Source organism: Curtobacterium sp. PhB142 (assembly GCF_004341255.1).
In the GTDB taxonomy this organism is placed as follows: domain Bacteria; phylum Actinomycetota; class Actinomycetes; order Actinomycetales; family Microbacteriaceae; genus Curtobacterium.
In genome coordinates, this window is sequence record NZ_SLUT01000001.1 from 85,604 (window position 1) to 110,246 (window position 24,643).

At 71.4% G+C, this 24,643-nt stretch carries 23 protein-coding genes; 10 read left to right on the top strand and 13 right to left on the bottom strand.

The window, feature by feature from the left end; all coding sequences use genetic code 11:
• Positions 1–85: 85 nt before the first annotated feature.
• Positions 86–1,369: an MFS transporter gene (locus EDF31_RS00435; protein ID WP_131844781.1), complete on the bottom strand. Its 1,284-nt coding sequence runs from the start codon at positions 1,367–1,369 to the stop codon at positions 86–88.
• A 48-nt stretch (positions 1,370–1,417) separates the two neighbouring features.
• On the opposite strand from EDF31_RS00435, the gene EDF31_RS00440 reads away from it, so the two are divergent.
• On the top strand, positions 1,418–2,329 hold the full coding sequence (locus tag EDF31_RS00440) for a LysR family transcriptional regulator (protein ID WP_165901277.1): 912 nt from the start codon (positions 1,418–1,420) through the stop codon (positions 2,327–2,329).
• A 72-nt stretch (positions 2,330–2,401) separates the two neighbouring features.
• On the opposite strand, the gene EDF31_RS00445 is transcribed toward EDF31_RS00440, so the two are convergent.
• The 6 genes from EDF31_RS00445 to EDF31_RS00470 form a co-directional block, all read right to left on the bottom strand.
• On the bottom strand, positions 2,402–3,169 hold the full coding sequence (locus EDF31_RS00445; RefSeq protein WP_131844783.1) for a hypothetical protein: 768 nt from the start codon (positions 3,167–3,169) through the stop codon (positions 2,402–2,404).
• Entirely contained in the window at positions 3,159–3,698 is a 540-nt protein-coding gene (locus EDF31_RS00450; protein WP_131844784.1) for a sigma-70 family RNA polymerase sigma factor, read from the bottom strand. Before EDF31_RS00450 ends, EDF31_RS00445 begins: the two co-directional genes overlap by 11 nt.
• A gap of 123 nt (positions 3,699–3,821) precedes the next feature.
• Entirely contained in the window at positions 3,822–4,085 is a 264-nt protein-coding gene (locus EDF31_RS00455) for a hypothetical protein (RefSeq protein ID WP_111086912.1), read from the bottom strand.
• Positions 4,082–4,741, bottom strand: a complete 660-nt coding sequence (locus EDF31_RS00460) for a DUF308 domain-containing protein (RefSeq protein WP_123293438.1) — start codon at positions 4,739–4,741, stop codon at positions 4,082–4,084. The genes EDF31_RS00455 and EDF31_RS00460 overlap by 4 nt, the downstream gene beginning before the upstream one ends.
• A gap of 146 nt (positions 4,742–4,887) precedes the next feature.
• Complete coding sequence (locus EDF31_RS00465) at positions 4,888–6,846, bottom strand: DUF11 domain-containing protein (RefSeq protein WP_131844785.1); 1,959 nt, start codon at positions 6,844–6,846, stop codon at positions 4,888–4,890.
• Between the two features lie 110 nt (positions 6,847–6,956).
• Complete coding sequence (locus EDF31_RS00470; protein ID WP_243649779.1) at positions 6,957–8,615, bottom strand: glycoside hydrolase family 13 protein; 1,659 nt, start codon at positions 8,613–8,615, stop codon at positions 6,957–6,959.
• A 121-nt stretch (positions 8,616–8,736) separates the two neighbouring features.
• Here EDF31_RS00470 and EDF31_RS00475 point away from each other — a divergent pair, with 121 nt between their 5' ends.
• The 5 genes from EDF31_RS00475 to EDF31_RS00495 all read left to right on the top strand — a co-directional run bounded on the left by EDF31_RS00475 (position 8,737) and on the right by EDF31_RS00495 (position 12,602).
• Positions 8,737–9,294 carry an NAD(P)H-dependent oxidoreductase gene (locus EDF31_RS00475; RefSeq protein WP_111086916.1) on the top strand — a complete coding sequence of 186 codons (558 nt, stop codon included), beginning with the start codon at positions 8,737–8,739 and terminating at the stop codon, positions 9,292–9,294.
• Positions 9,295–9,446: 152 nt separating this feature from the next.
• On the top strand, positions 9,447–9,959 hold the full coding sequence (locus tag EDF31_RS00480; protein WP_123339939.1) for a MarR family transcriptional regulator: 513 nt from the start codon (positions 9,447–9,449) through the stop codon (positions 9,957–9,959).
• 119 nt (positions 9,960–10,078) lie between these two features.
• Positions 10,079–10,585 carry a DNA starvation/stationary phase protection protein gene (locus EDF31_RS00485; protein ID WP_123293434.1) on the top strand — a complete coding sequence of 169 codons (507 nt, stop codon included), beginning with the start codon at positions 10,079–10,081 and terminating at the stop codon, positions 10,583–10,585.
• Between the two features lie 8 nt (positions 10,586–10,593).
• A complete protein-coding gene (locus EDF31_RS00490; RefSeq protein ID WP_131844787.1) occupies positions 10,594–11,394 on the top strand; it encodes an SDR family oxidoreductase in 801 nt (266 codons plus the stop codon).
• A 14-nt stretch (positions 11,395–11,408) separates the two neighbouring features.
• The gene (locus EDF31_RS00495; RefSeq protein WP_123293433.1) at positions 11,409–12,602 is read left to right on the top strand and encodes an FAD-dependent oxidoreductase; all 1,194 of its coding nucleotides are present in this window, start codon (positions 11,409–11,411) and stop codon (positions 12,600–12,602) included.
• Between the two features lie 99 nt (positions 12,603–12,701).
• Here EDF31_RS00495 and EDF31_RS00500 read toward each other — a convergent pair whose 3' ends face one another.
• Together EDF31_RS00500 and EDF31_RS00505 are read right to left on the bottom strand one after the other, a co-directional pair.
• Positions 12,702–13,781, bottom strand: a complete 1,080-nt coding sequence (locus EDF31_RS00500) for an alpha/beta fold hydrolase (RefSeq protein WP_165901278.1) — start codon at positions 13,779–13,781, stop codon at positions 12,702–12,704.
• A gap of 71 nt (positions 13,782–13,852) precedes the next feature.
• Positions 13,853–14,728: an SMP-30/gluconolactonase/LRE family protein gene (locus EDF31_RS00505; RefSeq protein ID WP_131844789.1), complete on the bottom strand. Its 876-nt coding sequence runs from the start codon at positions 14,726–14,728 to the stop codon at positions 13,853–13,855.
• Between the two features lie 89 nt (positions 14,729–14,817).
• On the opposite strand from EDF31_RS00505, the gene EDF31_RS00510 reads away from it, so the two are divergent.
• A complete protein-coding gene (locus EDF31_RS00510; protein WP_131844790.1) occupies positions 14,818–15,390 on the top strand; it encodes a hypothetical protein in 573 nt (190 codons plus the stop codon).
• Positions 15,391–15,489: 99 nt separating this feature from the next.
• Here EDF31_RS00510 and EDF31_RS00515 read toward each other — a convergent pair whose 3' ends face one another.
• The 3 genes from EDF31_RS00515 to EDF31_RS00525 all read right to left on the bottom strand — a co-directional run bounded on the left by EDF31_RS00515 (position 15,490) and on the right by EDF31_RS00525 (position 18,229).
• On the bottom strand, positions 15,490–16,323 hold the full coding sequence (locus EDF31_RS00515; protein ID WP_123672176.1) for a DUF1206 domain-containing protein: 834 nt from the start codon (positions 16,321–16,323) through the stop codon (positions 15,490–15,492).
• A gap of 120 nt (positions 16,324–16,443) precedes the next feature.
• Positions 16,444–17,061 (bottom strand): DUF6226 family protein, encoded by a 618-nt coding sequence (locus EDF31_RS00520; RefSeq protein ID WP_131844791.1) that lies wholly within the window; start codon positions 17,059–17,061, stop codon positions 16,444–16,446.
• A gap of 1 nt (position 17,062) precedes the next feature.
• Complete coding sequence (locus tag EDF31_RS00525; protein ID WP_131844792.1) at positions 17,063–18,229, bottom strand: RtcB family protein; 1,167 nt, start codon at positions 18,227–18,229, stop codon at positions 17,063–17,065.
• Positions 18,230–18,768: 539 nt separating this feature from the next.
• Between EDF31_RS00525 and EDF31_RS00530 the strand changes: the two genes are divergently transcribed.
• Complete coding sequence (locus EDF31_RS00530) at positions 18,769–20,598, top strand: glycoside hydrolase family 15 protein (protein ID WP_131844793.1); 1,830 nt, start codon at positions 18,769–18,771, stop codon at positions 20,596–20,598.
• 13 nt (positions 20,599–20,611) lie between these two features.
• On the top strand, positions 20,612–21,214 hold the full coding sequence (locus EDF31_RS00535; protein ID WP_131844794.1) for a DUF1992 domain-containing protein: 603 nt from the start codon (positions 20,612–20,614) through the stop codon (positions 21,212–21,214).
• A gap of 75 nt (positions 21,215–21,289) precedes the next feature.
• Here EDF31_RS00535 and EDF31_RS00540 read toward each other — a convergent pair whose 3' ends face one another.
• Positions 21,290–21,970 carry a hypothetical protein gene (locus EDF31_RS00540; protein ID WP_131844795.1) on the bottom strand — a complete coding sequence of 227 codons (681 nt, stop codon included), beginning with the start codon at positions 21,968–21,970 and terminating at the stop codon, positions 21,290–21,292.
• Between the two features lie 197 nt (positions 21,971–22,167).
• Here EDF31_RS00540 and EDF31_RS00545 point away from each other — a divergent pair, with 197 nt between their 5' ends.
• On the top strand, positions 22,168–24,564 hold the full coding sequence (locus tag EDF31_RS00545) for a phosphoketolase family protein (RefSeq protein ID WP_131844796.1): 2,397 nt from the start codon (positions 22,168–22,170) through the stop codon (positions 24,562–24,564).
• Positions 24,565–24,643: the final 79 nt, after the last annotated feature.

Here is a 24,643-nt window from a genome sequence, read left to right on the forward strand (position 1 = left end):
CCGGACACGACACCGCGCGATCGCGTGGTTCGGTGTCCGGAACCAGGTTCCGGGATGCGACGGCGGACGGGAGGCCCGCCCCGCGTCAGGCGCGCGCGGCCAGTCGGGTGCCGGCGACGACGGCCAGGACGGCGACGAGCACCACGTACCCGATCAGGACGGGCAGGGTCGGGATCACCAGGAGCGCCGCCCCGACGGCCACGACCGGCACCGTCAGCCCGGCGTACGCGATGAGGAACGTGGCCGCGAGCACCCCGCCCCGACGCTCGGGACCGACCAGGGCTCCGGCGCTCGCGATGCTGGCCCGGAAGAGCAGCCCGACCCCGGCGCCCGCCACGACGCCACCGCCGATGAAGCCGGCGACCTGCAGCAGGACCGCGGCGACGGCGAGCACCGCCAGACCGCCGACCAGGAGCACCATGCCGAGTCGGATCTGCGTGCGCTGCGTGAGTCGGGCGAACACGATCTGCGAGACGGCACTCGCGGCGAACACCCCGAAGGTCGTCGCACCGGCCGCCAGCCGGTCGGTGACGTGGAAGGTGGTGCCCAGGAACGTCGGGGCGACCGAGGTGAAGAGCCCCTGGACCGCGAGGGCCGCGAACGCCGCGGCACCGGCTGCCCAGAACGCGGCAGCCTTGCCCTCCGGCGCCTGCATGCGCTGCGGGCGGTAGGGCACACGGGTCTCGGAGCGGGCGACGGTCTCCGGCACGACGAGGACGAGCACGAAGGCCACGGTCAGCGCGACGACGAACACGACGTACGGCACCATGAGCGGCGCTCCGACGAACTCGGCGAGCGCACCCCCGACGAGGGCGCCGAGCGACAGCCCGCCGAGGTTCACGGCACCGGCTGCGACGCTCGCGCCCTTCGCCGAGTCGGACGATCCGGTCGCACGGACCCGCAGCTCACCGAGGTGGGCGGTCGCCGTGGCGGTGAGCGTGCCGACGCCGAGGCCGGTCACGAGCCGCGCGACGATCAGGCCGGTGACGTCGTTCCAGACCAGGAACAGCACGGCGGCGACGAGCTCGAGCGCGATCGACACGAGGATGAGCGGCTTCCGCCCGTGCACGTCGCTGAGGTGTCCGGCCAGGTACAGGGACCCGACGACCCCGACGCCGTACGCGGCGAAGATGATCGTGGTGGTGAACGTCGGGAAGCCGTCCCGTGCCTGGTAGATGACGTACAGCGGTGCGGGGACGGTTGCGAAGGCCATCACCGACAGGAACGCGAAGGCGACGGCCCAGAAGCCGAAGCCGTGGCGCCGACGGGTGTGCGCACGACGGCCACGCGGGGCCGGGACGCGGTCGCTCGCGGGAGCGGATGCAGTGGCGGGGAGAGCGCCCGTCGGGGTGTCGGTCACGGTTGACATGCTCCGATGATCGCGCGCGCCGAGCATCGAGTCCAACGGATGCTCTTGATGCCGTCCATCGATCGGATCGATGATGGGGAGATGGAGACCCGCCTGCTCGAACAGTTCATCACCGTCGCCGCCGAGGGCAGCGTGACCCGCGCGGCCGAACGGCTCTGGGCGGCGCAGTCCACGGTTTCGGCGGGGATCGCCTCGCTCGAGCGGACCTTCGGCGTGCGGCTGTTCGACCGCACCGGACGGCACCTCGTCCTCACGACCGCCGGCGAGGACCTGCTCCCCCACGCCCGCGCCGTGCTGGAGTCGCTCGACCGGATGCGCGACCTGGCGACGGTGGACGACGCCGACCTGCGCGGACGGGTGCGGCTCGGGATCTTCACGAGCATGGACATCGTCGACCTGACCGGTGTGCTGCAGCGGTTCCGGCGGCGGCACCCGCTCGTCACCGTGGAGCTCATGACCTCGCCGTCCGGCACGACCGGGCTCGTGCAGGACCTCGTCGCCGGGCGCCTCGACCTCGCGTACACGGGGCTACCGACGGTGCCGGCGGGAGTGGTGGTCGAACCGTTGCGCGAGATGCCGTTCCGGGTCTTCACGGCGTCGGACCACCCGTTGGCGGGACGCGCCTCGGTGTCGCTCGCCGAGCTCGCGGACGAGCCCTTCGTCGACACCGCGCACGGGTTCGGCAACCGGATCATCCTGGACGGCGCACTCGAGCGGCTCGGGATCCGACGGCGGATCGTCGCCGAGATGAACGACATGCCCGCGGTGATCCGGTTCGCTTCGGCGGGGCTGGGGGTCGGGGTCGTGCCGGACTCCGGGGTGCGGCACGACGGCGCGGTCCTCGAGCTCGAGGACGCGGTCGAACCGCTCCGCATCGGCCTGGCGATCCGCACGAGTCCGGATCCGAACCGTGCCGTCCGGACGCTGGCGCGCGACCTCGTCGCGGCGCGCGTCGTGTGACGCGGCGCCGGTTGGTGGGTCGCACCGACGGACGGGAGGCGCGGGGCGGGTCCGCCGCGCGCCTCCCGGCCGTCAGTCCCCCCAGATCGTCGCGATGAGAGCGGGCAGGAGCCCGTCGGTCGGGACGTTGGTCTGCTCGATGGTGATCCAGGTGTCACCTCGGGCGAAGTACGTGTACGCCTTTTCCACGCCGTAGGGCTCCACGATCCCGCGGGACTGGCAGAACGTCCCGCCGTCGCGCTCGGTGCACGTCCCCCCGCCGTCGTGCGCCGGGAACTCGTCGATCTCCTGCTGGATGGCGGCCTCGGTGGCGGTCCCGACCCGGACCTCGATCCCCGAGACGTCCGCGCGCGGGTCACGCCACGTGCAGGAGACCTTCGACTCGACGCCTGCCGGGTCCTGGCCGTCGGGGACCCGATCGGTTCCCGACGGCGGATCGGCCTGCGTCAACGGAGTGTCCCCGAAGAAGCGGTCGTAGTCCGCTGCCGAGACGAGCGCGCGACAGTCCGTCGGTATCGTCGCCACGTCCACCGGGGCGCTCGGTGTGGACGTCGGGGTCGGTGCGCCGGTGATCGGCGCGGAGGACGGGGTCGTCGCGGTGGGCGAGGGCTCGGGCGCCTGCGTCTGGGTGGGCGCGGCGACCGGGGTGTCCTGCTGCGAGAGCGTCAGGGCGACGGCTCCGGTCGCGGTGCCCACGGCCAGGAGCGCCACGACCCCGATGACGATGCCGGATCGGCCACGACGCCGCGCGGCCCGCGGGGTGGCGCGCTCGAGGACGTTCTGCTTCATCGAGACGAGCATGCGCTGCAGGTCGTCTCCCTCGGGAGGTTCAGTGTTCATCGTGCGTCACCACCTTCTTGAGTCGGCGTCGGCTGCGGGAGACCCGCTGCGTGACCGCTCCGACACTGAGTCCGAGCATCTCGGCGGCCTCGGCGTACGAGTACCCCTCGAGCAGGCAGAGCTCGCAGATGCGGCGGTCGGTGGCGGGGAGTGCGGCGATCTCGTCGCGGACCCAGCGCAGGAGGTCACGGGCCTCGTCCTGGTCGGTGGGAGCGGCCAGGTGTTCGGGCAGCTCGTCAGCGCGCCGACGCGCCTGCCTCCGGCCGGTGTTGAAGGCGTGGTTCCGGCAGACGACGAGCAGCCACGGCAGCACGGTGTCCGCCGGGAGCTCGAGCGTCGCCGCCCGCTGCCAGAGGGTCAGGAACGTGTCCTGCACGATCTCCTCGACGTCGGACCGGTCGTCGACGAGTGCCCAGGCGTACCGGGTGAGCGTGGCGGCGTAGCGGTCGAACACCCGTGCGAGCGCACCGGTGTCCCCCTGCGCGATCGCACGGACGAGTCCTTCGTCCGTGTCGGTGCCGGTCGTCACGTCCACATCCCACCTCCTTCACCCAGAGGTGTCGGCAGGACGCGCGATCCTGACAGGACCGTGGCGGAAACGTGATCCCGGGCGTGTCCGCACAGCGATGCGCGCGACGGCGCCCGCAGTGGATCAGTGGAAGTCGTCGCCCTCGCCGTCGCCGGGCGTCTTGTGCCCGCCGAGCATGTCGTTGTCGTCCTGGTCGCTGGTCGACGCGAGCTGGAGCATCGCGAGCACGACGACCACCACGATGAACGCGACGCCGAGGAAGATCACGGCCAGCTGCAGTTCCCGCGTCGAGAACAGCACGACGAGCCCGGTGAACACCGCGATGATCGCGGAGATCCCGAGGAGCTCGACCGGGCGCAGACGGTCACGGCGGCTGGGGGTGGTCATGCGTGTGGTGCTCCGTCCGGGGCGACGGCCGGCGTGGCCGTGCCCCACTTGTGCGAGAGGCCGGCGATCACGTGGAAGACCGCCGTGATGGCGAGGTAGGCGCCGAGCAGGCCGACCAGGACGATCGAGGCGTCCAGCGTGCCGGTGACCTGCTCCACCCCACCGAGCTGCTGCGAGTAGTCCGGCGGGGTGATGAGGAACGCGATCGCGAGCAACAGGGTGAGTGCGCCGATCGTGGTCCAGTCCCGCGCGAAGGGGGAACGACGACGAGCCCGCAGCCCCTGTGCCAGCTCCAGGGCCCCGGTGAGCACCGCGAAGGCGACGATGACCGAGATGAACGCCGGCAGCCCGAGACCGTTGCCGGCGAACCCGGCGACGGCGGCGAGCAGGGTGATGACGGCCTGCAGCAACGTGGTGCGGCGGGACCGACCGTCAAGCGGGAGCCGCGCGACGCCGGCCCACAGGAGCACGAGTCCCTCGACCAGGGCGAAGCCGGCGAACAGCAGCAGGCCGTAGCCGGCGGCGTGGTTCGTCGAGAAGGTGATGACGAGCGCGACGACCGCGGCGGGCACGGCCCGGAGGATCGGGATCGGCCAGTACCGCGCGCGTTGGGTCGCCTCGTTCACGGTGGTGGCGTCGTCCACGGTGTCGGACACGGGACCTCTTTCAGGCATGCGGATCGTGAGATCGATCCTACCGCCGCGGTGGCAGCCGACCGACCGCCGGGGGTTCCGCAGCACTGAGGATGCTCGAATGCCCGGCGGGGTGGCGCCGCCCGAGCGACGCCACCCCGGCCGCTGGATCAGGACCGCCGCTGGTCGTCCGTCACCACCGACCGCCGCCCACGCCGACGAGCGAGCCACCAGCAGGTCGAACCGGCCGCGACGACCACCGCGGCGAGCGCGGCGAGCAGCCCGAGGTCGTCGACGCCGGTGTAGGCGAGGGCGCCGCGTGCAGCCTGCGGTCCCGCGTCGGCGACCGGGCCACGGAGATCCCGGTCGCCGTCGCCGTCGCCACCGCTGGGCGCATCGGGCACCGATGCCTCGTCGTCGGGTCCGGGCGCCGGGGACGGGGACGGGCTCGGCGCGGGACCGTCGTCGTCCTGCTCGACGACGATCGCGACCTCGGTCGACGGGTCGCCGCCGTCCGGGTCCGTCGGGGAGGTCGCCGTGGCCACGTTCACCACGTCGGACCCGTCCCCCTGGTACTCCGGGTCGAGGACTGCACGGAGCCGGAAGTCGTGGGTCTCCCCCACGGCGAGCGCCACGTCGGACCGGCAGGTCACCCGCTGCCCCTCGGCCGTGCAGCCGTCGTCGGACCCGACGAAGCGCATCGCCTCGGGCAGGTCGTCCACCGCGCCGATCTGCTGGGCGACCGACGGTCCGCGGTTCCGTGCGGTCACGGTGTACTCCACCTCGTCGCCGGGTTCGACGGTGGACGGCGACACCGTCTTGTCCGTCTCGACGTGGGCGACGACCGGCGGCGTGGTGACGGTCGTGCTCGCCCGCGAGGTGTTGTCGGACTCGTTCGTGTCGGACAACGACGTCGGTGGTGCGATGGTGGCGACGCTCTCGAGCGGCCCCTCGACGCCGTCGGCGATCCGCCCCTCGACCGTCACCACCGCCGAACCACCGCGGGGCAGGTCGAGGTCGGTCGCCACGTCACCCTGCCCGGACGGGGTGGCGCAGCCGGAGCCCTCCGCCGCCTCGCACGTCCAGGAAGCGCCCTCGATCGTGTCCGGGACGTCCACCTGCAGCGGGCTGGGGTCGGCGGCGTTCGGTCCGGGGTTGCGCGCCGTGACGGTGTACCGGACGGGTTCCCCGGCGACGGCGGTGGCGGGCAGGTCGTGCTCGACGGACAGGTCGGCGGGCTTCCACACCCTGAGGGCGTCGACCTCGTGGTTGTTCACGTGGCTGCCGGTGGCGCCGGCGAACCCGAGGCGGAGGGTGCCCGGCAGCGGTGCCTGGTCGTCCCCGTGCAGGGGGACCGCGTCGAGCACCGTGCGCATCGTCGAGCCGACCTGCAGGCGGACGGTCATCGACAGCTCGCCGGCGTCGCCCGGCAGCAGCGTGATGCGGACCTTCCGCGGCGTCGACCCGTTCGTCACCGTGCCGCCGGGAGCGGGAGCCCCGGCGACGTACCGGTAGCCCTCGAGCCCGTTGCCGGAGCCGCGGACGACGACGTGGTCCGGCTGGGCACCCGGCCCGGAGGCGTTGATGCGCGACGAGAAGTTGCCGTAGTGGTCGATCGCGATCCCGGCGAACCCACCGGGGACACCGGGCAGGTCGCACAGCCGCCCACCGCCCTCGGTGGCCTCCTTGCGGCAGGCGTACCCGAGCCCGGCGCCGAACGACCCCACGCCCTGCGCCGCTGCACCGTCGGCGAGGTACAGCAGCAGGCCGTCGGCTCCGGGGTCGTCCTTCGCGGTGTGCATCGCGTAGGTGAACTCGATCTCGAGCCCGGTGTCCGAGGGGAACGTGTCGTTCGTCGACCAGGCGCCGGCCTGGTTGCGGACGTCCGCGGTCAGCCGGAGTCGTCCGCCGGAGACCGCGGCGTCACCGTGCAGGGCGCCGCCGGACGCACTGGAGAACTGGTTGACGTAGGGGAAGTCGAGCGTCGCCGCACTCGACCCCGTGGGCAGGATCGTCGGTGCCGCGAGCACGGCGAGCGCGGTCAACGCGGTGCACGCCGCCGCGAGGCGACGGGCCACCCGCGACCGGACCGGACGTGGGACGGATGCTGGAGCAGTGGGTTCTGTCATGCCCCGATCGTCGCGATCCGGACGTCACCGCACGTCGGCCGCGACCCGACCTGTGGAACGCGGCCCCGGGCCTCCTGGCTGTGGAGGAACGACGACCGGAACCGGTCCGCTCAGGCCAACCACACCGTCGTCTCACCCGGCAGCGTGCCTGCCGCGGAGCCGGGCAGCGAGCCGGGCAGCGGCCCGGACGCGACCACGACGTCTCCCGACGGCATCGGCACCGGCGTCGTGCCGAAGTTCGTGACCGACCGCCACCCGTCATGCCGGGCGAAGGCCACGACGCCGTCGGCGGAGTCCAGCCAGGTGAGCTCCTCACCCTGCTGCAGGCGGCGACGCGCGTCGAGCGCGGCCCGGTACAGCGAAAGCGTCGATGCCGGATCGCCGTCCTCCGCCTCGACCGACGACGCTCCGAAGTCCGCCGGCTGCGGCAGCAGCGGCGCGACGTCGCCGAAGCCGAACGACGGCCCGGAGGTCGTCCACGGGATCGGCACGCGGCAGCCGTCCCGTCCCTTCACGGTGTGTCCCGAGCGGATCCACTTCGGGTCCTGCAGCTGGTCACGCGGGATCGCGGCGGCTTCGTGCAGGCCGAGTTCCTCGCCCTGGTAGACGTACGACGACCCGGGCAGCGCGAGCATCAGCAGGGTCGCGGCGCGGGCACGGCGGAGGCCCCGCTCGCGGTCGAGCTCGGGCGTGGTGCCGTCCGTCAGCAGCCAGGCGTCGGTGTCGGTGTGGTCCGGCAGGCCGTACCGGCTGGCGTGCCGCACGACGTCGTGGTTCGACAGCACCCAGGTGCTCGACGCACCGGACTGCTCGGACGCCGCCAGGTTCCGCTCGATGATGCTCCGGAACGCAGCGGATTCGAACGGCGCCTCGAGCAGGTCGAAGTTGAACGCCTGCCCGAGTTCGGTGGGCCGGGCGTACAGGACGCGTCGCGGTGCCGGCGCCCAGGCCTCGGCGACTGCGGCACGGGGCGGGTCGTACTCGTCGAGCACGGTGCGCCAGGACGCGAAGACCTCGTGCACCTCGTCGCGGTCGTACAGCGGGTCGGAGCCGTCGAGCGGCAGCGCGTGCTCGTTCGACGGGCGGTACGGCGTCGACAGGTCCTTCGCCAGGCCGTGTGCGACGTCGACCCGGAACCCGTCGACCCCGCGGTCCGACCAGAAGCGCAGCGTGTCCTCGAAATCCGCACGGACCTCAGGGTTGGACCAGTCCAGGTCCGGCTGCTCGGGCGCGAACAGGTGCAGGTACCACTGGCCGTCGGGGACCCTCGTCCAGGCGCTTCCGCCGAAGTTCGACACCCAGTCGCTCGGCGGCAGTTCCCCGGCGGTGCCGCTTCCGTCGCGGAAGACGTACCGCGCCCGTTCCGGCGAGCCCGGCGCGGATGCGAGCGCCGCCCGGAACCACTCGTGCTCGTCCGAGGTGTGGTTCGGCACGATGTCCACGATCACCCGCAGGTCGTGCTCGTGCGCGGACCGGAGCAGGGCGTCCAGGTCCTCGAGCGAGCCGAGTCGCGGATCGACCGCCCGGTAGTCGGCCACGTCGTACCCGCCGTCGGCGAGGGGCGACGGGAAGAACGGCGAGAGCCAGATCGCGTCGACGCCGAGCGCCGACAGGTAGGGCACGCGGCTGGTGATGCCCGCGACGTCGCCCAGGCCGTCGGCGTTCGAGTCCGCGAAGCTGCGTGGGTAGACCTGGTAGACGACGGCATCGCGCCACCAGTCCGGGTTCGTCGTGCGGGGCGTGCTGGCCGGCGTCCGAAGCGTGCTCACGTCGCCACCGTACCCATCGCCACCGTACCCAGCGGTCTGGGAATAGCACGCCGTACGCTCGGATTGGTTGTCGCAGACACCTTTCCGTCCCAGAACAACGTCTCGAACCAGAAGGATCACCATGACGAACGTCCTCGCACTCGTCGGCAGCCTCCGCGCCGACTCCATCAACCGCAAGCTCGCCGAGGCCGCGGCGCACCACGCGCCGGAGGGCATCGAGGTCACCACGTTCGACGGCATCGTCGACCTGCCGTTCTACAACGAGGACATCGACGGCGACACCCCGCCGGCCGCAGCGGTCGCCTTCCGCGACGCGATCGCCGCCGCGGACGCCGTCCTGCTCGTCACCCCCGAGTACAACGGCACGATCCCGGCCGTGCTGAAGAACGCCCTCGACTGGGCATCGCGTCCGTTCGGCGCCTCGCCGCTGTCCGGCAAGCCGCTCGCCGCCATCGGTTCCGCGTTCGGGCAGTACGGCGGCGTGTGGGCCCACGACGACGCCCGCAAGGTCGCCGGCATCGCCGGCGCGAAGGTCCTCGAGGACGTCAAGGTCGCGATCCCGCAGTCGGTCGTCCGCTTCGCGGAGACCCACCCGCGCGAGGACGCCGAGGTCACCTCGCTCGTCCAGGGCGCGCTGAACGCACTCGCCGACGCCTCGACGGAGCAGGCCGCCGCGTAGAGCGACCGGGTGCGGTCGACCGCACCACAGGACGGACGGGAGGGCCGTAGCGACCCCGCCACGGGCCTCCCGTCCTGCACGCGGGAACGAAGCAGGCACACCCACAGGAAGTCGCTAGACGGCCTCCATACGAGACGGACTAGCCTGTGCCAATGGCAACGCAGGAGATCACCGAGGCGTCCGGGTACTGGTTCCCCGACGACGACGCGACCCAGCGCGGGGTCGCCGTGCTCAACGCACTGCGGCGCTACCGGGCCGCCGAGACCGCGATGCGCCGCCGCACCCGCGACTCCATGGGCATGGGCGAGACCGACCTGCTCGCCGTGCGCTTCCTGCTGCAGTCGCAGCGCTCGGGCCGCAGCATCAGCCCGAAGGACCTCGCCGCCTACCTGAAGATCTCGTCGGCCTCGACCACGATCCTGATCGACCGCCTGGTGAAGTCGAACCACGTGCGCCGCGACCCGCACCCCACCGACCGTCGCGCGCTCGTGATCACCCCGACGACCGAGACCGACGACGAGGTCCGCGCGACCCTCGGCATCATGCACCGCCGGATGATGTCGATCGCCGAGGGACTGCCAGCGGACGAGGCGCGCATCGTGGCGTCGTTCCTCGAGCAGATGCGCGGCGCCGTCGACCAGGTCGACCCGGCACCGGCCCACTGACCGGCGCGAACACACCCGGTGGAACGCCCGGGGGACAGTGCGGTTCCGTGCGCACTGAGAGCGGTCTCGGCCGCACCGCGTAGACCGGAAGGGTAACCGACGCGAAAGGAGCCACCACCATGCACGCTTCGGACAAGATGGCCAAGAACCTCCAGGCGGTCCTCGTGGACCTCATCGACCTGCACCTCCAGGGCAAGCAGGCCCACTGGAACATCCTCGGCACGAACTTCCGCGACCTGCACCTGCAGCTCGACGAGATCGTCGACGCCGCACGCGAGTTCGCCGACGACACGGCAGAGCGCATGCGCGCCCTGTACGCCGTGCCGGACGGACGCTCGAGCACGGTCGCTGCGTCGAGCCACCTCGACCAGTTCCCCGAGGGCGAGATCACGACGCACGACGCGATCGACCAGGTGACGCTCCGCCTCTACCAGGCGACCGGCACCATGCGCGACGTCCACGACGAGGTCGACGACGAGGACCCGACGACCGCGGACCTGCTCCACGGCTTCATCGAGCGCCTCGAGCAGCTCGCGTGGATGGTCTCCGCCGAGAACCGCGCGCCGAGCACGCCGCTGGCCTCCGCCACGACGCCTGCCGTCGCCGACGCGTCGGCGCACGCCTAGGGGACCGAGTGGACCTCGGCATCCAGGGCAAGACCGCGCTCGTCTTCGGTGCCGACTCCGGCATCGGCTGGAACACGGCTCGCATCCTCCTGGCGGAGGGTGCGACCGTGGTCGTGAGCGACCTCGACCAGGCGCAGCTCGACAACAGCGCCGACCAGCTCGAGGCGCCGCTCGGCAAGCTGCACGCGTTCGCGGCCGACGTCACGAGCGCGGCGAGCCTGGCGGACCTGCACGGCAAGGTGCGGGACGCCGTCGGCGCGATCGACATCCTCGTGCAGTCCTCGGGCGTCACCGGCGCCCAGGGGCTGTTCCACGAGATCGACGAGCAGGGTTGGGCCGACACCATCGACGTCGATCTGATGGGTCCTGTCCGCATCACGCGCGAGTTCATCGGCGACCTGCGGCAGGGCGGTTGGGGCCGGATCGTGTACCTCGTGTCCGAGGACGCCTCGCAGCCCTACGACGACGAACTGCCCTACTGCGCCGCGAAGGCCGGGGTCCTGTCGTTCGCGAAGGGCCTGTCGCGCACCTACGCGCGGGAGGGCGTGCTCGTGAACACCGTCAGCCCCGCGTTCATCCACACGCCCATGACGGACGCGATGATGAACAAGCGGGCGAAGGAGACGAACCAGAGCTTCGACGACGCGATCACGAGCTTCCTCGACGAGGAACGTCCCTACATGGAGCTGAAGCGCCGCGGTGAGCCGGAAGAGGTCGCGAACGTCATCGCGTTCCTCTGCTCCGACCTCGCGAGCTTCGTCAACGGCTCCAACTACCGGGTCGACTCCGGCTCGGTCGCCACGATCTGACGCCGGGAGGCACCGTGACCGACTACCGATACCTCATCATCGGCGGCGGGATGGTCGCCGACGCCGCTGCCCGCGGTGTCCGCGAGCTCGACGCCGACGGCACGATCGGCATCCTCAGCGAGGACGTCGACCGGCCCTACGCCCGCCCGGCCCTGTCGAAGAAGCTGTGGACCGACCCGGACTTCAGCTGGGACGAGAAGGTCGACCTGCACACAGAGGAGACCGGGGCGTCGTTCGTCCTCGGCACCGCGGTGACGGGGATCGACCGTGCATCGAAGACCGTGACCACGGCCGACGGCCAGACCCACGGCTACGAGCGGCTGCTCATCGCGACCGGCGGCAAGCCCCGCGGGCTGCCGGGCCTGGAGCCCTCCGACCGGGTGCTCGACTACCGCAGCGCCGACGACTACCGGAAGCTCCGCGAGCTCGCCGACGCCGGGGCGCACGTGGTCGTCGTCGGTGGCGGCTACATCGGCCAGGAGATCACCGCGGGGGTCGTGCAGAACGGCGCCCGCGTCACCCTGGTCGACCCCGACGACATCGTGGGCGGCCGGATGTTCCCGGACGACCTCGCGCGCGCGTTCCAACAGCGCTTCGTCGACGCCGGCGTGGACCTCCGACTCGGACGCCGGGTCGAGTCCGGCACGCAGACGGCCGACGGGGTCACGCTCACGCTCGACGACGGCTCCGTGCTCGAAGCAGACGCCGTGGTCGCCGGACTCGGCATCGAGCCCGCCACCCAGCTCGCCGCCGACGCCGGTCTGACCGTGCGCGACGGCATCGTGGTCTCGTCGACGCTGCTCACCGACGACGACTCGGTCTTCGCGGCCGGCGACGTCGCCGAGTACCCGGACCGGATCCTCGGGACCCGCCGGGTCGAACACGTCGACAACGCGCAGCAGCAGGGACGGCAGGCAGGCCGGAACCTCGCCGACGCCGACGAGACCTACGACCACACGCCGATGTTCTACTCCGACGTCTTCGACATGGGGTACGAGGCGGTGGGGCAGGTCTCCACGAAGCTCCGCACCGTCGAGGACTGGCAGGACCCGACCGTCACCGGCGTCGTCTACTATCTGGACGACGACGACACGGTGCGCGGCGTGCTGCTCTGGAACGTGTGGGACAAGACCGACGAGGCCCGCAAGGTCCTCGCCGAGGCGAACTCCCTGACGTCGGACATGCTGCCGGGCCGCATCACGGCCTGACCGGCACGCTGGTGGCCCTGGACGCGACCGACGGGAGGCCCGGTGCCGTTTCCGAGAACCGGCACCGGGCCTCCTGTGCGTCGCGTGCAGTGCCCGGTGTCAGCGGTTCGGGTCGGCCTCGGGTGCGACCGCGTTGACGACCGCCTTGCGGTCGGCCGGGTCGACCGGCAGGTCGTCCCCGTCGGCCATCGCGACCGCGTGGGCGGACTTCGCCGCCTCGAGCGTCTCGTCGTCGTTCTTCGCCATGCCGACCAGTTCGACGAAGCGCGACTTCACGAGCATCCACGCCTCGCTCGGGCTGAGGCGCGACAGGTCGGACGCCGTCGAGTCGTCGCGCACCCGCTGCAGCGAACCGACCCCGCGGTCCGGCAGCCGGTGGTCGACGTGCGCGACCGCCAGCTGCGCGACCGCGTCGGCCTGGGCGTGCATCACGGAGTGGGCGCCGCCGACGACCTCGCGCAGCACCGCGTAGGGGAACACCCGCGCGAGCCGTCGGATCCAGTCCCGCGGGACCATCGCGTCGTGCTCGCCGCGGACGATGAGGGTGCGCGCCTGCACGTGGGCCGCACGCTCCTCGATCGGGAAGGCGATCATCCGGGGCAGCACCTTCGAGAACCAGTGCCATCCGCACAGCGCGTACGCCGTGATGCCGTGCCACCGGACCGCCGAGGGCTCGTGCAGGGTCGACCGCAGGAACCGGAACGCGGACTGGCGGACCGTGCGCGCGTGCGAGTCGACGACCGGGCTGATGAGCACGAGGTCCGAGATCTCCGGGTGCCGCGCCGCGACCTCGGTCACGACCTGGGTGCCCATCGAGTGGCCGACCAGGACCGGGTCGACCAGGCCGAGGTCGTCGATGACCTTCTCGACGGCGGCGGCGTACCGCTCGATCGAGACCTTTCCGCGGAACCGGGGAACGCCCGCGAAGCCGGGCAGGTCGAGGGCGTGCACCGGGCCGTTCTCGTTGAGGTGCGGGGCGAGCCGCTCGTAGTAGGTGGCCGCGATGCCGAGGCCGGCGACGAGCAGGAAGGCGCGCTCCCCCGGCTCGCCGATCGAACTCACGCGGACGTACGTGCCGTCGACCGCGACCCGGTCCACCTCGACGGTGACGTCGGCGTCCTCGGCCTCCGCGAGTTCGCCGGCCGGGTCCGGGGTGGCTGCCGTGCGCTCGTCGTTCACGTGGGTCTCCTCGGGTCGGGCGAGCGCCCACGATACCCGCGGACACCGCCGCAGCGTGCGCTCCCGCCCGGTCAGCCGCTGAAGGTGTTCGCGGGGAACCCGTGCACCCGCGTCGGCACCGCCAGGATCGCCCCCGAGGACGGGTGCTGCTCGAGCTGTTCCTCGGTGAGGTTCTCCCGTGCCGAGGCGACGAACAGCGTCGACATGTCGGGGCCGCCGAAGGCCACCGACGTCACGTTCGGGGTGGGCAGCTCCACGGTCTCGAGGTGCGACCCATCGGGGCCGTACCGCTCCACCCGGCCGCCGCCGTAGACCGCACTCCACGAGCAGCCCTCGTCATCGCGGACCAGGCCGTCGTGGGCGTGGCCGACGACGAAGGGTTCGAGCTCGCCGAGTTCGCCGTCCGGACCGTACGACCCACGGTAGATCGTCGACGCGCTCGTGTCGGTGACGTACATCACGGAGCCGTCGTCCGACCACTCGAAGCCGTTCGTCACACCGAAGCCGCCGCGGAGCACGCGCGTCGTGCCGTCCGCCTCGACCGAGTACAGCGCACCGTCCGGCGCGCCCGTCGTCAGGTTCATGCTGCCGACCAGGAACCGGCCGAACGGGTCGCACTTGCCCTCGTTGAACCGGAGCCCGGCCGTGGCGTGCTCGACGCGGGTGAGTTCACGCTCGACCACCCCGTGCTCGTCCGTCACGACGACGGTGTCCCCGAGCGCTGCGACGAAGCCACCGGAGGCCCGCGGCTGGAAGCTCGCGAGCGGCGGCGGGAGCGGGACCGTCGACACCACGGTGCCGTCGGACTGCGCGGTGACGAGGGTGCCGAGGGTGATGTCGGTCCAGCGGAGGAGCTGCGCCGACGGGTCCCACACGATGCTCTCGGCGAGGACCGCCCGGGCGTCGGAGAAGACGGTCACGGGCCCGGTCGTCGCGCTGGTGCTCATCGGACCGGTCTACCGGCGCCGGCTCCGTGCTCCCTCAGCGAAACACGGAATGTTCGGCTGTGGACTCTCCTAGCTGGCAGCGTGGCTCGATGATCTGTCCACTCTACGCCTGGGGCGACGAGAGCATCCGTTCCCACGGACTCGATGCACCCGCCTACCTGCTCGGCGCCTCCGTCGTCGACTCCGACGACGTCGAAGCCACCCGCGAGGTGCTCGAGTCGCTGCGGCCGACGAACGGGAAGCTCCACTGGCACGACCTCCGTCGGCGTGAGCGACGACGGGTCGGCGAGGCCGTCGAGGCACTCGAAGCCCTGCACCTCGTCGTGGTCGCCACACCCGTGGATCTCCGTCGGGAAGAACGAGCACGAGCGGTCTGCCTGGAACGTCTCGGATGGGAGCTCGCTCGCCACGACGTGTCACTGCTCACGCTCGAATCACGTGCGAGCGCGCTCATCGCCCGGGATCTGCGAGTCGTGGAAGCACTCCGCGGCCGACGCGTCATCCCGAAGACCCTGCGGGTCGAGCACGGTGACCCCAGGAACGAGCCGATGCTCTGGCTCCCAGATCAGCTGCTCGGGATGTTCGGCGAGGCCATGACCACGGGAAAGCCGCTCTCGGATTCGATCGCCGACGGGCTCGAGACCTTCGAAGTCCGTCCGTGAGCGAACACCGGACGGCGCAAGAGCCGGGACCTGGTATACCCCAGGTGCACCGGCTCCGACTTCTCATCCCCCCAGCAGGAGGCGAGCAAGGTCAATATATCAGAGGCGGGCGTACCGCGCGCGGAAGAAGCTGTAGACGCCGAAGGCGAGGAACCCGATGCCGATCGCGACCAGGACGAACACGCCACCGGGCATCGAGCGCACCGCGTCGAACGCCGCGTCGAGGCCCGTCGCCTGGTCCGGGTCGCTCCGCAGTCCGGCCACACCGATGAGCACACCGACGATGACCACGGCGATGCCCTTGCCGACGTACCCGACGACCCCGAGCACCGTGACCACCCGGTCGAGCGTCCCGGACGGTCGGGTGATCTGCTTCCGGAACGTCCGCCGACACCCGATGACCACGAGCCCGATGCCGACCGCGACCGCGATCGCGCCGGCGAGGAGCAGCACGAAAACCCCTCCGGGCGTCGCGAGGGTCTTCGCCGCGGCACTCTGCGACGAGCTGCTGGAACTCGACCCGGCGCCGAGGGCGTACGACGCCGACGAGTACGCGATGATGCCGTAGACCACGGCCTTCGCCACGTCCTTCGCCCGGGCGAGCCACCCACGCGTGCTGTCCGACCGGCCGCCGACGACGGCCTCGACGATCAGCCGCACGGTGAGTGCGGCCGTACCGATCGCGATCAGCCAGAGCAGGAAGACCCCGCCCGGCACGGCAGCGATCTGCTGCAGTGCGCCGGACTGGTCGGTCTCACCGCCGGAGGACGCGTTGCCGATGCCGAGCAGGATCGCGAGGTACCCGATCAGCAGGTGGACGATGCCGCTGCCGACGAAGCCGGCGCGAGCGGTCAGCTCGAACCAGCGGCTGTCCGCCGCTCGTCGGACCTGTCGTCCGGTCTCCCGTGCTGCGTGCTCTGCTGTGTCGCTCATCCGGTCAAGCGTGCCCGACGCGGGCCGGTCTGTCCGGGCCGCGCCGGGCAGTGGGGCTGACCCGGAGCCGGACGGGCGGCGCGGGGCGGGCTGCACCCGCGCCTCCCGTCCGCACCGTCGTCAGCGCACCCACCAGGCCGCGCCGACCAGGGTGCGCCGCCCCCGACGGCGCTCGCCTCGCCGTGCGGCGGCGACCGCCGCCTCCGTGTCGCCGGTGTTGCCCGATGCACTCCAACCGTCTGCCGTCGCGATGATCGTCGAGCGTTTCGAGTCGATGAGGACGAACCCACCGCCGAGGGTCCCGACGAACATCTCGTCGACCGCCTCGCGCAGGCTCTCGGAGCCGTCGTCGCAGGCATCGCACCCGCAGTCCGGCTGGGTTCCGACCACGACGGCCGGATCCCCGACGAGCAGGTCGACGACCGTGCCCGACACCCCGTTGATCGACCGCACGGCGACGTCGAGCACCAGCGCGCCGTCGGCGGCCGGGACGAGCCGGAGGACGCCTTCGGGCCCTTCGGACCGTCGGGCCAGTCCGAGGGACGTGAGCGCCTCGACCCAGGCCTGGACGCGTGCACCGACCACGAGGTACCGCTCGGGGTCGGTGACGCGGGAGTACTCCTCGTCCAGCGGAGCGCGGTCCGGATGAGGGGCCGGCCACGAGACGTCACGCTCGGGCCGCGCCACCCACGCGGACTCGACGGCGCGCAGGACGTCGGGCAGGGTCGCGACCGTCACGTCAGTCGCCCTTCACGTTGACGACCTGCCGCAGCGTGTGCCGGACCGACACGAGGTCCGACGCGTCCGCCATGATCTGGTCGATCGGCTTGTACGCGCCCGGGATCTCGTCGAGGAACGCATCGGTGTCGCGGTACTCGATGCCGACCATCGCCTCCCGCAGCTGGTCGTGCGTGAAGGTCCGCCGTGCCGCGCTCCGCGAGAACAGCCGGCCGGCTCCGTGCGGCGACGACTCGAGCGACGGCTTGTTGCCGAGGCCCTCGACGACGTACGACGCCGTGCCCATCGACCCGGGGATCAGGCCGGCCTGACCTGCCGTCGCCTGGATCGCACCCTTGCGGGACACCCACACGGACTTCCCCCAGTGCGTCTCGCGCTGCGTGAAGTTGTGGTGGCAGTTGATCCGCTCCTGCTCGTCGACGGGGGTACCGACGACCTCGGACAGCTGCCGCACGACGCGGTCCATCATCTCCTCGCGGTTGAGCAGGGCGAAGTGCTGTGCCCACCGCAGCTCGGCGATGTACCGGTCGAACTCCGGCGTGCCCTCGACCAGGTAGGCGAGGTCGGGGTCCGCCAGCTGGATCCACCAGCGCTCCATCAGCCGCTTGGCGACCGTGATGTGCCGCTGCGCGATCTTGTTGCCGACGCCCCGCGATCCGGAGTGCAGGAAGAGCCAGACCCGGTCCTGCTCGTCGAGGGAGACCTCGATGAAGTGGTTCCCGGAGCCGAGCGTGCCGAGCTGGTTGCGCCAGCCGCCGTGCGCCTGTGCGGGGTCGAACCCGGCGGCGTCGGCCATCGCCTCGAGCTCGGCGATCCGCGGCTCGGCGGTCGCGACGATCTTGCGGTTCGACGCACCCGCCGACAGCGGGATCGCGCGCTCGATCTGCTCGCGCAGCTCCTGCAGGTCGTCGGGCAGGTCGGCCTCGGTGAACTGGGTCCGGACCGCGATCATGCCGCAGCCGATGTCGACGCCGACGGCCGCCGGCATGACCGCGCCGAGGGTCGGGATGACGGAACCGACGGTGGCGCCGAGGCCGAGGTGGGCGTCCGGCATCAGGGCCAGGTGCGGGAACACGAACGGCATGCGTGCGGTCGTGCGGGCCTGCTGCTCGGTGTTGTCCTCGAGCATCGAGGCCCAACTCAGCAGCCGGTCGTTGATCTTCTTCATTGCTTCGTCTCGCTTTCAGGATGGCCGTCTGGACGGTCGTCTGGACGGTCTTCGATGACGGTCCGGGACGGTGTCCGGCCTGCGCTCCGGGCGACGTCGAGCGCGACGTGGCGAGGATGAGCAGGACGACGAACGCCCCGGGCCGGGTGGGCACGGGGCGTCGTGGGACGTTCCGTGCCTACGCGGGATAGCGGAGGGACCACTGCTGCTGCGGTTCGGGCAGCACGGCGGTCGCGTCGAGCTGGAGCTCGACGCGTTCCTCGTTGTGCTGCACGGCGCGCATGCGCGGTCCTTCCGGTGTGCCCGGGACGGGCGTTCCTGCCGGCGGCGTTGGTGCCGCTGGCGTTCCTGCCGGCGGCGTTGGTGCCGCTGGCGTTCCTGCCGTTGGGCAGGAGAGCGACAGTAGTGCGACACGCCCGGGATGCGCAACTCACCCGGGCGTGTCGCGGTCGTCCACAGTCGGGAGGTCCGTCCCGCGTCCTCCACAGCGGGGTACGTCCGCCTGATGGTCGCGCCTCGGGCGCGGGCAGTCTGGGTGCATGACGGAGCGCACCGAAGACACCCTCGACGCGGTCGACACCCACGCACGCACCGACGGCTACGCCCCGCTCCGCACCTACGGAGCGATCGGCGACGGTCGGACCGTCGCGCTCATCGCCCGCGACGGACAGATCGACTGGCTGCCGATCCCCTCGATGGACTCACCGCCCGTGTTCGCGGAGATCCTCGACGCCGAACACGGCGGCCACGTGGCGCTCCGCCCGGTGGACCGATCGGCCGAGGTCACCCGCGAGTACCTGCCCGGCACCAACGTGCTCGTCACCACGTGGACGACACCGTCCGGGCGGGCGACGGTGACGGACGCGATGGTCACCGGGGTCGCCGGTCGCCTGCCGTGGGCCGAGGTCGCGCGCTGTGTCCAGGGGGTCAACGGGTCCGTGGAGTTCGAGTGGGCCGTCGTGCCCGGCACCCTGCTGGGGACCGCTGAGCCGAAGCGCCTCGACACCGCGAACGGCGCCGTCATCGGCATCGACGGCATCACGATCGCGATCGTCGAGCAGGGGTTCGACCCGGTGGACGACGACCGCCCGCGCTTCTCCGGCCGGTTCACCACCGGCGACGGATCGAAGCACATCCTGACCATCGTGGGCACGCACGACGAGCCGATCTTCATGCCGCGGCCGGAGAGTGCACTCGCCGCGATGGACCGCACGATCGACAACTGGGCGACCTGGTCGGAGGAGTTCTCCTACGACGGCCCCTGGGCCGAAGCGGTGCAGCGCAGCGCCCTCGCCCTGAAGCTGCTCATCTTCTCGCCGACCGGAGCGATCGCGGCGGCGCCGACCACGAGCCTGCCCGAGGACCGGACCGGCGGCAAGAACTGGGACTACCGGTTCGCCTGGGTGCGCGACCTGTCGTACACCGTGCACGCCCTGACCCGGTTCGGCCTGCGCGAGGAGACCCACGCGGCGGTGTCGTGGGTGATGCGCACCATCGCCGAGCACGACGAGGACATGCCGATCTTCTACGAGCTCGACGGCACGAAGAGCGACGACGTCGAGGAGCGCGACGTCCCCGGGTGGAACGGCATCGGCCCGGTCACGGTGGGCAACCGCGCCGGCGACCAGCTGCAGCTCGGAGTCTGGGGTGACGTCTTCGAGATCCTGCGCCAGTACGTGAACGCCGGTAACGTCCTGGACCGGAAGACCGCGGCCGTCCTGCAGCAACTCGCCGACGACGCCTGCCATCGGTGGGAGGAACCGGACTCCGGCATGTGGGAGCTCGAGGACACCCAGCACTACGTCACGAGCAAGATCGGCTGCTGGCAGGCCCTCGACGCCGCGGTGGACCTCCACGACGCCGGGATGATCGACGGGCCGCGCGAGAAGTGGGTCGAGAACCGCGAGCTCATCGAGCAGTGGGTCGCCGAGCACGGCTGGGACGAGGAACGCGGGCACTACGTGATGTACCCGGGTTCGGATGCGCTCGACACATCGATCCTGCTGCACGCGATGAGCTCCTTCGACCGCGGCCCACGCATGGCGTCGACCATCCGGGCGATCGAGGAGCAGCTGCAGCGCGGACCGCTGGTGTACCGCTACTCGGGCATCGAGGACGAGGAGTCGCCCTTCGTCGCGTGCTCGTTCTGGCTCGCTGCCGCGATGGCCTGCACGGGCCGGGTCGACGACGCTCGGACCCTGATGGACGAGATGGTCGGCCAGGCGAACGACGTCGGGCTGTTCAGCGAGATGATCAGCGAGGACGGCTCGTTCATGGGCAACCTCCCCCAGGGGCTGTCGCACCTGGCGCTCATCCAGGCAGCGCTGACCATCGAGGAACTGACTGGCGAGGACGACCGCTCGGAGTGATCATGGAGGGGTCATGAACGACGTCGATGCACGGATGGACCGGCTCCGCAGGGCCGCTCGCTACCGCTACCAGCAGCTGGTCGACAGTGAGATCGAGCGGGGGTCGCTCGATCCGGACGAGGTGCGTGAGGAACGCCGGCTGCTGAAAGCGGCCGACGTCGCCGCGCATGCTCGGGCACAGATCGAGGAGGCCGAGCGCCGCGGCGTCTTCGAGGGCAATCCGCACCACGGCAAGCCCCTGCCCGGGAACGACGGGCAGCACGACCCGGACTGGTGGATCCGCTCCAAGATCGAACGCGAGGACATCCGCGGCATCGCTCCGCCTGCTCTCGCACTCCGCACCGAGGACGCGGAACTCGACGATGCCCTCGACGCGCTGTCGACGGAGGCCGACGTGCGTGATGTCCTGGTGGACTTCAACGCCCGGGTGAAGGAAGCCCGACGTCAGCTGCTCGGTGGGCCGCCGGTCGTGACGCCGCTGCGGGACGTCGATGACGAGGTCACCGCGTGGCGTGACCGCCGGGAGGCCCGTCTCGCCGCGGCCGCAGCGGCTGCGGCTGCACTGGCGGCCGGGTCTGACGACCGACCTCGTCGGTGGTGGCGCCGGCGTCACTGAACGTGGTGAAGGGCCGTCCCGGTTGCCCGGGGCGGCCCTTCACGTGTGGTGCGGTGGTGCGTGTGGTGCGGGGTGTTACTTGATCTGTGCGGTGATGGTGGCGGTGCCGACGAGCAGGCCACGCTTGACGGCGTCGGTGCCGAAGGTCTTGTTCAGCAGGCCGGCGGCGTCTTCGGAGACGTGGACGGTGGTGCCGGTCAGGATGGCGTTGTCGCCCTCGAGCTGGAGGGGCTTGAGGGAACCGCCCCAGAGCTCGAACAGGTACGCGTTGGACGCGGCGACCTTGCCGTTGACCAGGACGTCACCGTAGAGCTTCGAGGAGCCCGGGTTCACGACGAAGTTCTCGAGCGTGACGGTGGTGTCGCCGGCCTTCAGGGTCAGGCCGGAGTCGTCGTGGTTGAGCAGGCCCTGCACGTAGGGCTTGTAGTTGCCGTCCGGCGACCAGTACGTGACCGACCCGGCGGTGATCGGGAACGACACCGACCCGTCAGCCAGGGTCGCGTCCCCGGAGACGCCGGGGGTGAGCTTGAGGGCGGTGAGGGCGTCGGTGAAGCCGGAGTCGAGCTTCACGGCGGTGGAACCACCCAGGACCTCGGGGACCGAGGCGACCGGTGCGGGGATCTTCGACGACGACGACGAGACCGTGTGGACCTGGGGGGTGGAGGCCTGGGCGGAGGAGATGCCGAACGCGGCACCGCCGAGCACGAGGGCGCCGGTCGTGGCGAGGGTGATGGAGGTCTTCAGGCTCTTGCGCATGGTGATCTTTCCTTTGCTGTGTGGGCACCCCGGCCGACGGCCGACGTATGCTCCTGTGCGTACGCTGAACAACGGCCATGTCTGACCGGAGAGCGCCCTGGGCTTTTACCCTGTGCAACTCATTCGGTGCACCCCCGCGATCGGTTTGGAACGGGTTTCCTGAGGTTCACGGGGCCGGCATTTCGTAGCGTGGGGGCATGGCTCCTGCACAGCTCTCCACCACCGACCGACTCCGGGCGGTCGACGCCTGGTGGCGTGCCGCCAACTACCTGACGGTCGGGCAGATCTACCTGCTGGACAACCCGCTGTTGGGGCGGCCGATCGAGCCCGACAACATCAAGCCCCGACTGCTCGGACACTGGGGCACCTCGCCCGCCCTCAACCTCGTGTACGCGCACTGCAACGCGCTGATCGCCGAGACCGGACGTGAGTTCCTCTACGTCTGCGGCCCGGGCCACGGCGGCCCGGCGATGAACGCGAACGCCTGGCTCGACGGCACGTGGGGCGAGCTGTACGCGGACGACGACCTGCAGCGCTTCTTCCGGCAGTTCTCGTTCCCCGGCGGCATCCCGTCACACGCGGCACCGGAGACACCCGGGTCCATCAACGAGGGCGGCGAACTCGGCTACTCCCTCGCCCACGCGTACGGAGCGGCCCTGGACAACCCCGACCTGGTGGTCGCGTGCGTCGTCGGCGACGGCGAGGCGGAGACCGGCCCGCTCGCGGGGTCGTGGCAGGCACACACCTTCCTCGACCCGGTGTCCGACGGTGCCGTGCTCCCGATCCTCAACCTCAACGGGTGGAAGATCGCGAACCCCACCGTCCTCGCCCGCATCCCCGGTGAGGACCTGACCGCCTACTTCCGTGGCCTCGGCTACGACCCGATCGTCGTGGACTCGAAGCGGGTCGACGACGACCCGTACGCCGTGCACGCCCTGTTCGACGGCGCCCTGCGTCGAGCGCTCGCATCGATCGACGACATCCAGGCGGCAGCTCGGGCGCAGGCCGAACGTGCGGCTGCCGGGCAACCAGCCGGCGCCGCCGACCTGCGCCCGCGTTGGCCGATGATCATCCTCCGCAGTCCGAAGGGGTGGACCGGGCCGAAGGAGGTCGACGGCCAGCAGGTCGAGGGGACGTTCCGCGCCCACCAGGTGCCGCTGTCCGAGGTCCGCGAGAACTCCGCACACCGCGCCCAGCTCGAGGAGTGGATGCGGTCCTACCGACCCGAGGAGCTCTTCGACGCGGACGGGAACCCCGTCGGGATCATGACGACGATCCGTCCCACCGGCGACGACCGGATGAGCGCCACTCCCCACGCCAACGGCGGGCGCATCCGGACGGCCCTCGACCGGCCCGCGCTCGACGCGTACGGGGTCCCCGCCGGCTCGACGGCCTCGGCCACCGGCACGCTCGGCCCGTGGCTCGCAGCGCTGATCACCAAGAACCCGTCGTCGTTCCGGCTCTTCGGCCCGGACGAGACGATCTCGAACAAGCTCGACGCCGTCTTCGACGTCACCTCGCGCGTGTGGCGGGCACAACGCGCGGTCGGCGACGAGCACCTCGCTGCCCGTGGACGCGTGACCGAGGTGCTGTCCGAGCACCTGCTGGAGGGCATGCTCGAGGGCTACGTCCTCTCCGGCCGGCACGGGCTCCTGAACACCTACGAGGCGTTCGCCCACATCATCGACTCGATGGTCGGGCAGTACGCCAAGTGGCTCGAGTCCTCGACCGACATCGACTGGCGTGCGCCCGTGTCGAACCTGTCGATCCTGCTGTCGTCGCACGTCTGGCGGCAGGACCACAACGGGTTCTCCCACCAGGACCCCGGGTTCCTCGACGTCGTCGCGTCCAAGCAGCAGGACCTGGTCCGGATCAAGCTGCCCGCCGACGCCAACACGCTGCTCGCCGTCGCGGCACACGCCTTCGAGACCACCGACCGCATCGAGGTGATCGTCGCCGGGAAGCACCCCGAGCCCGTCTTCCTGTCCCTCGAGGACGCCGTCGCCCACGCGGACGCAGGTCTCGGGGTCTGGGACTGGGCCGGCACCGAGCAGTCCGCCGGTCGCATCGACGTCGTCCTCGCCTGCGCCGGGGACGTCCCCACGGTCGAGGCGGTCGCCGCCGCGGACATCATCCGGCAGCACGCTCCCGGGGTCGGCGTCCGGGTCGTCAACGTCGTCGACCTGCTCGCCCTCGGTGACCCGCGGAAGCACGAGCACCCGATCCCCGACGAGCGGTACGACGAGCTCTTCCTGCCCGGGACCCCGACGGTGTTCGCGTTCCACGGGTACCCGTCGCTCGTGCACCAGCTGACGTACCGCCGCAACGGCCACGACGACCTGCACGTGCACGGGTTCCTGGAGCAGGGCACGACGACGTCGCCGTTCGACATGCTCATGCGGAACGAGATGGACCGCTTCGCGCTGGCGCACGACGCCCTGACGCGGGTCGACGCGGGCGCACACGCCGAGTTGCTCGACCGGCTGTCCGCCGCACGGGACGCGGCCCGCGAGTACGCCTACTCGCGGGGCGAGGACCACCCGTCCGTCGACGGGTGGGAGTTCTCGGGGTGGCCGCAGGACCCGTCTGCCTGATCCCTCCTGCACAGGCCGGGAGGCCCGGATCACCTTCCACAGGACCGGCCACGCCCGCCGCGTGGCCGGTCATGTGGCT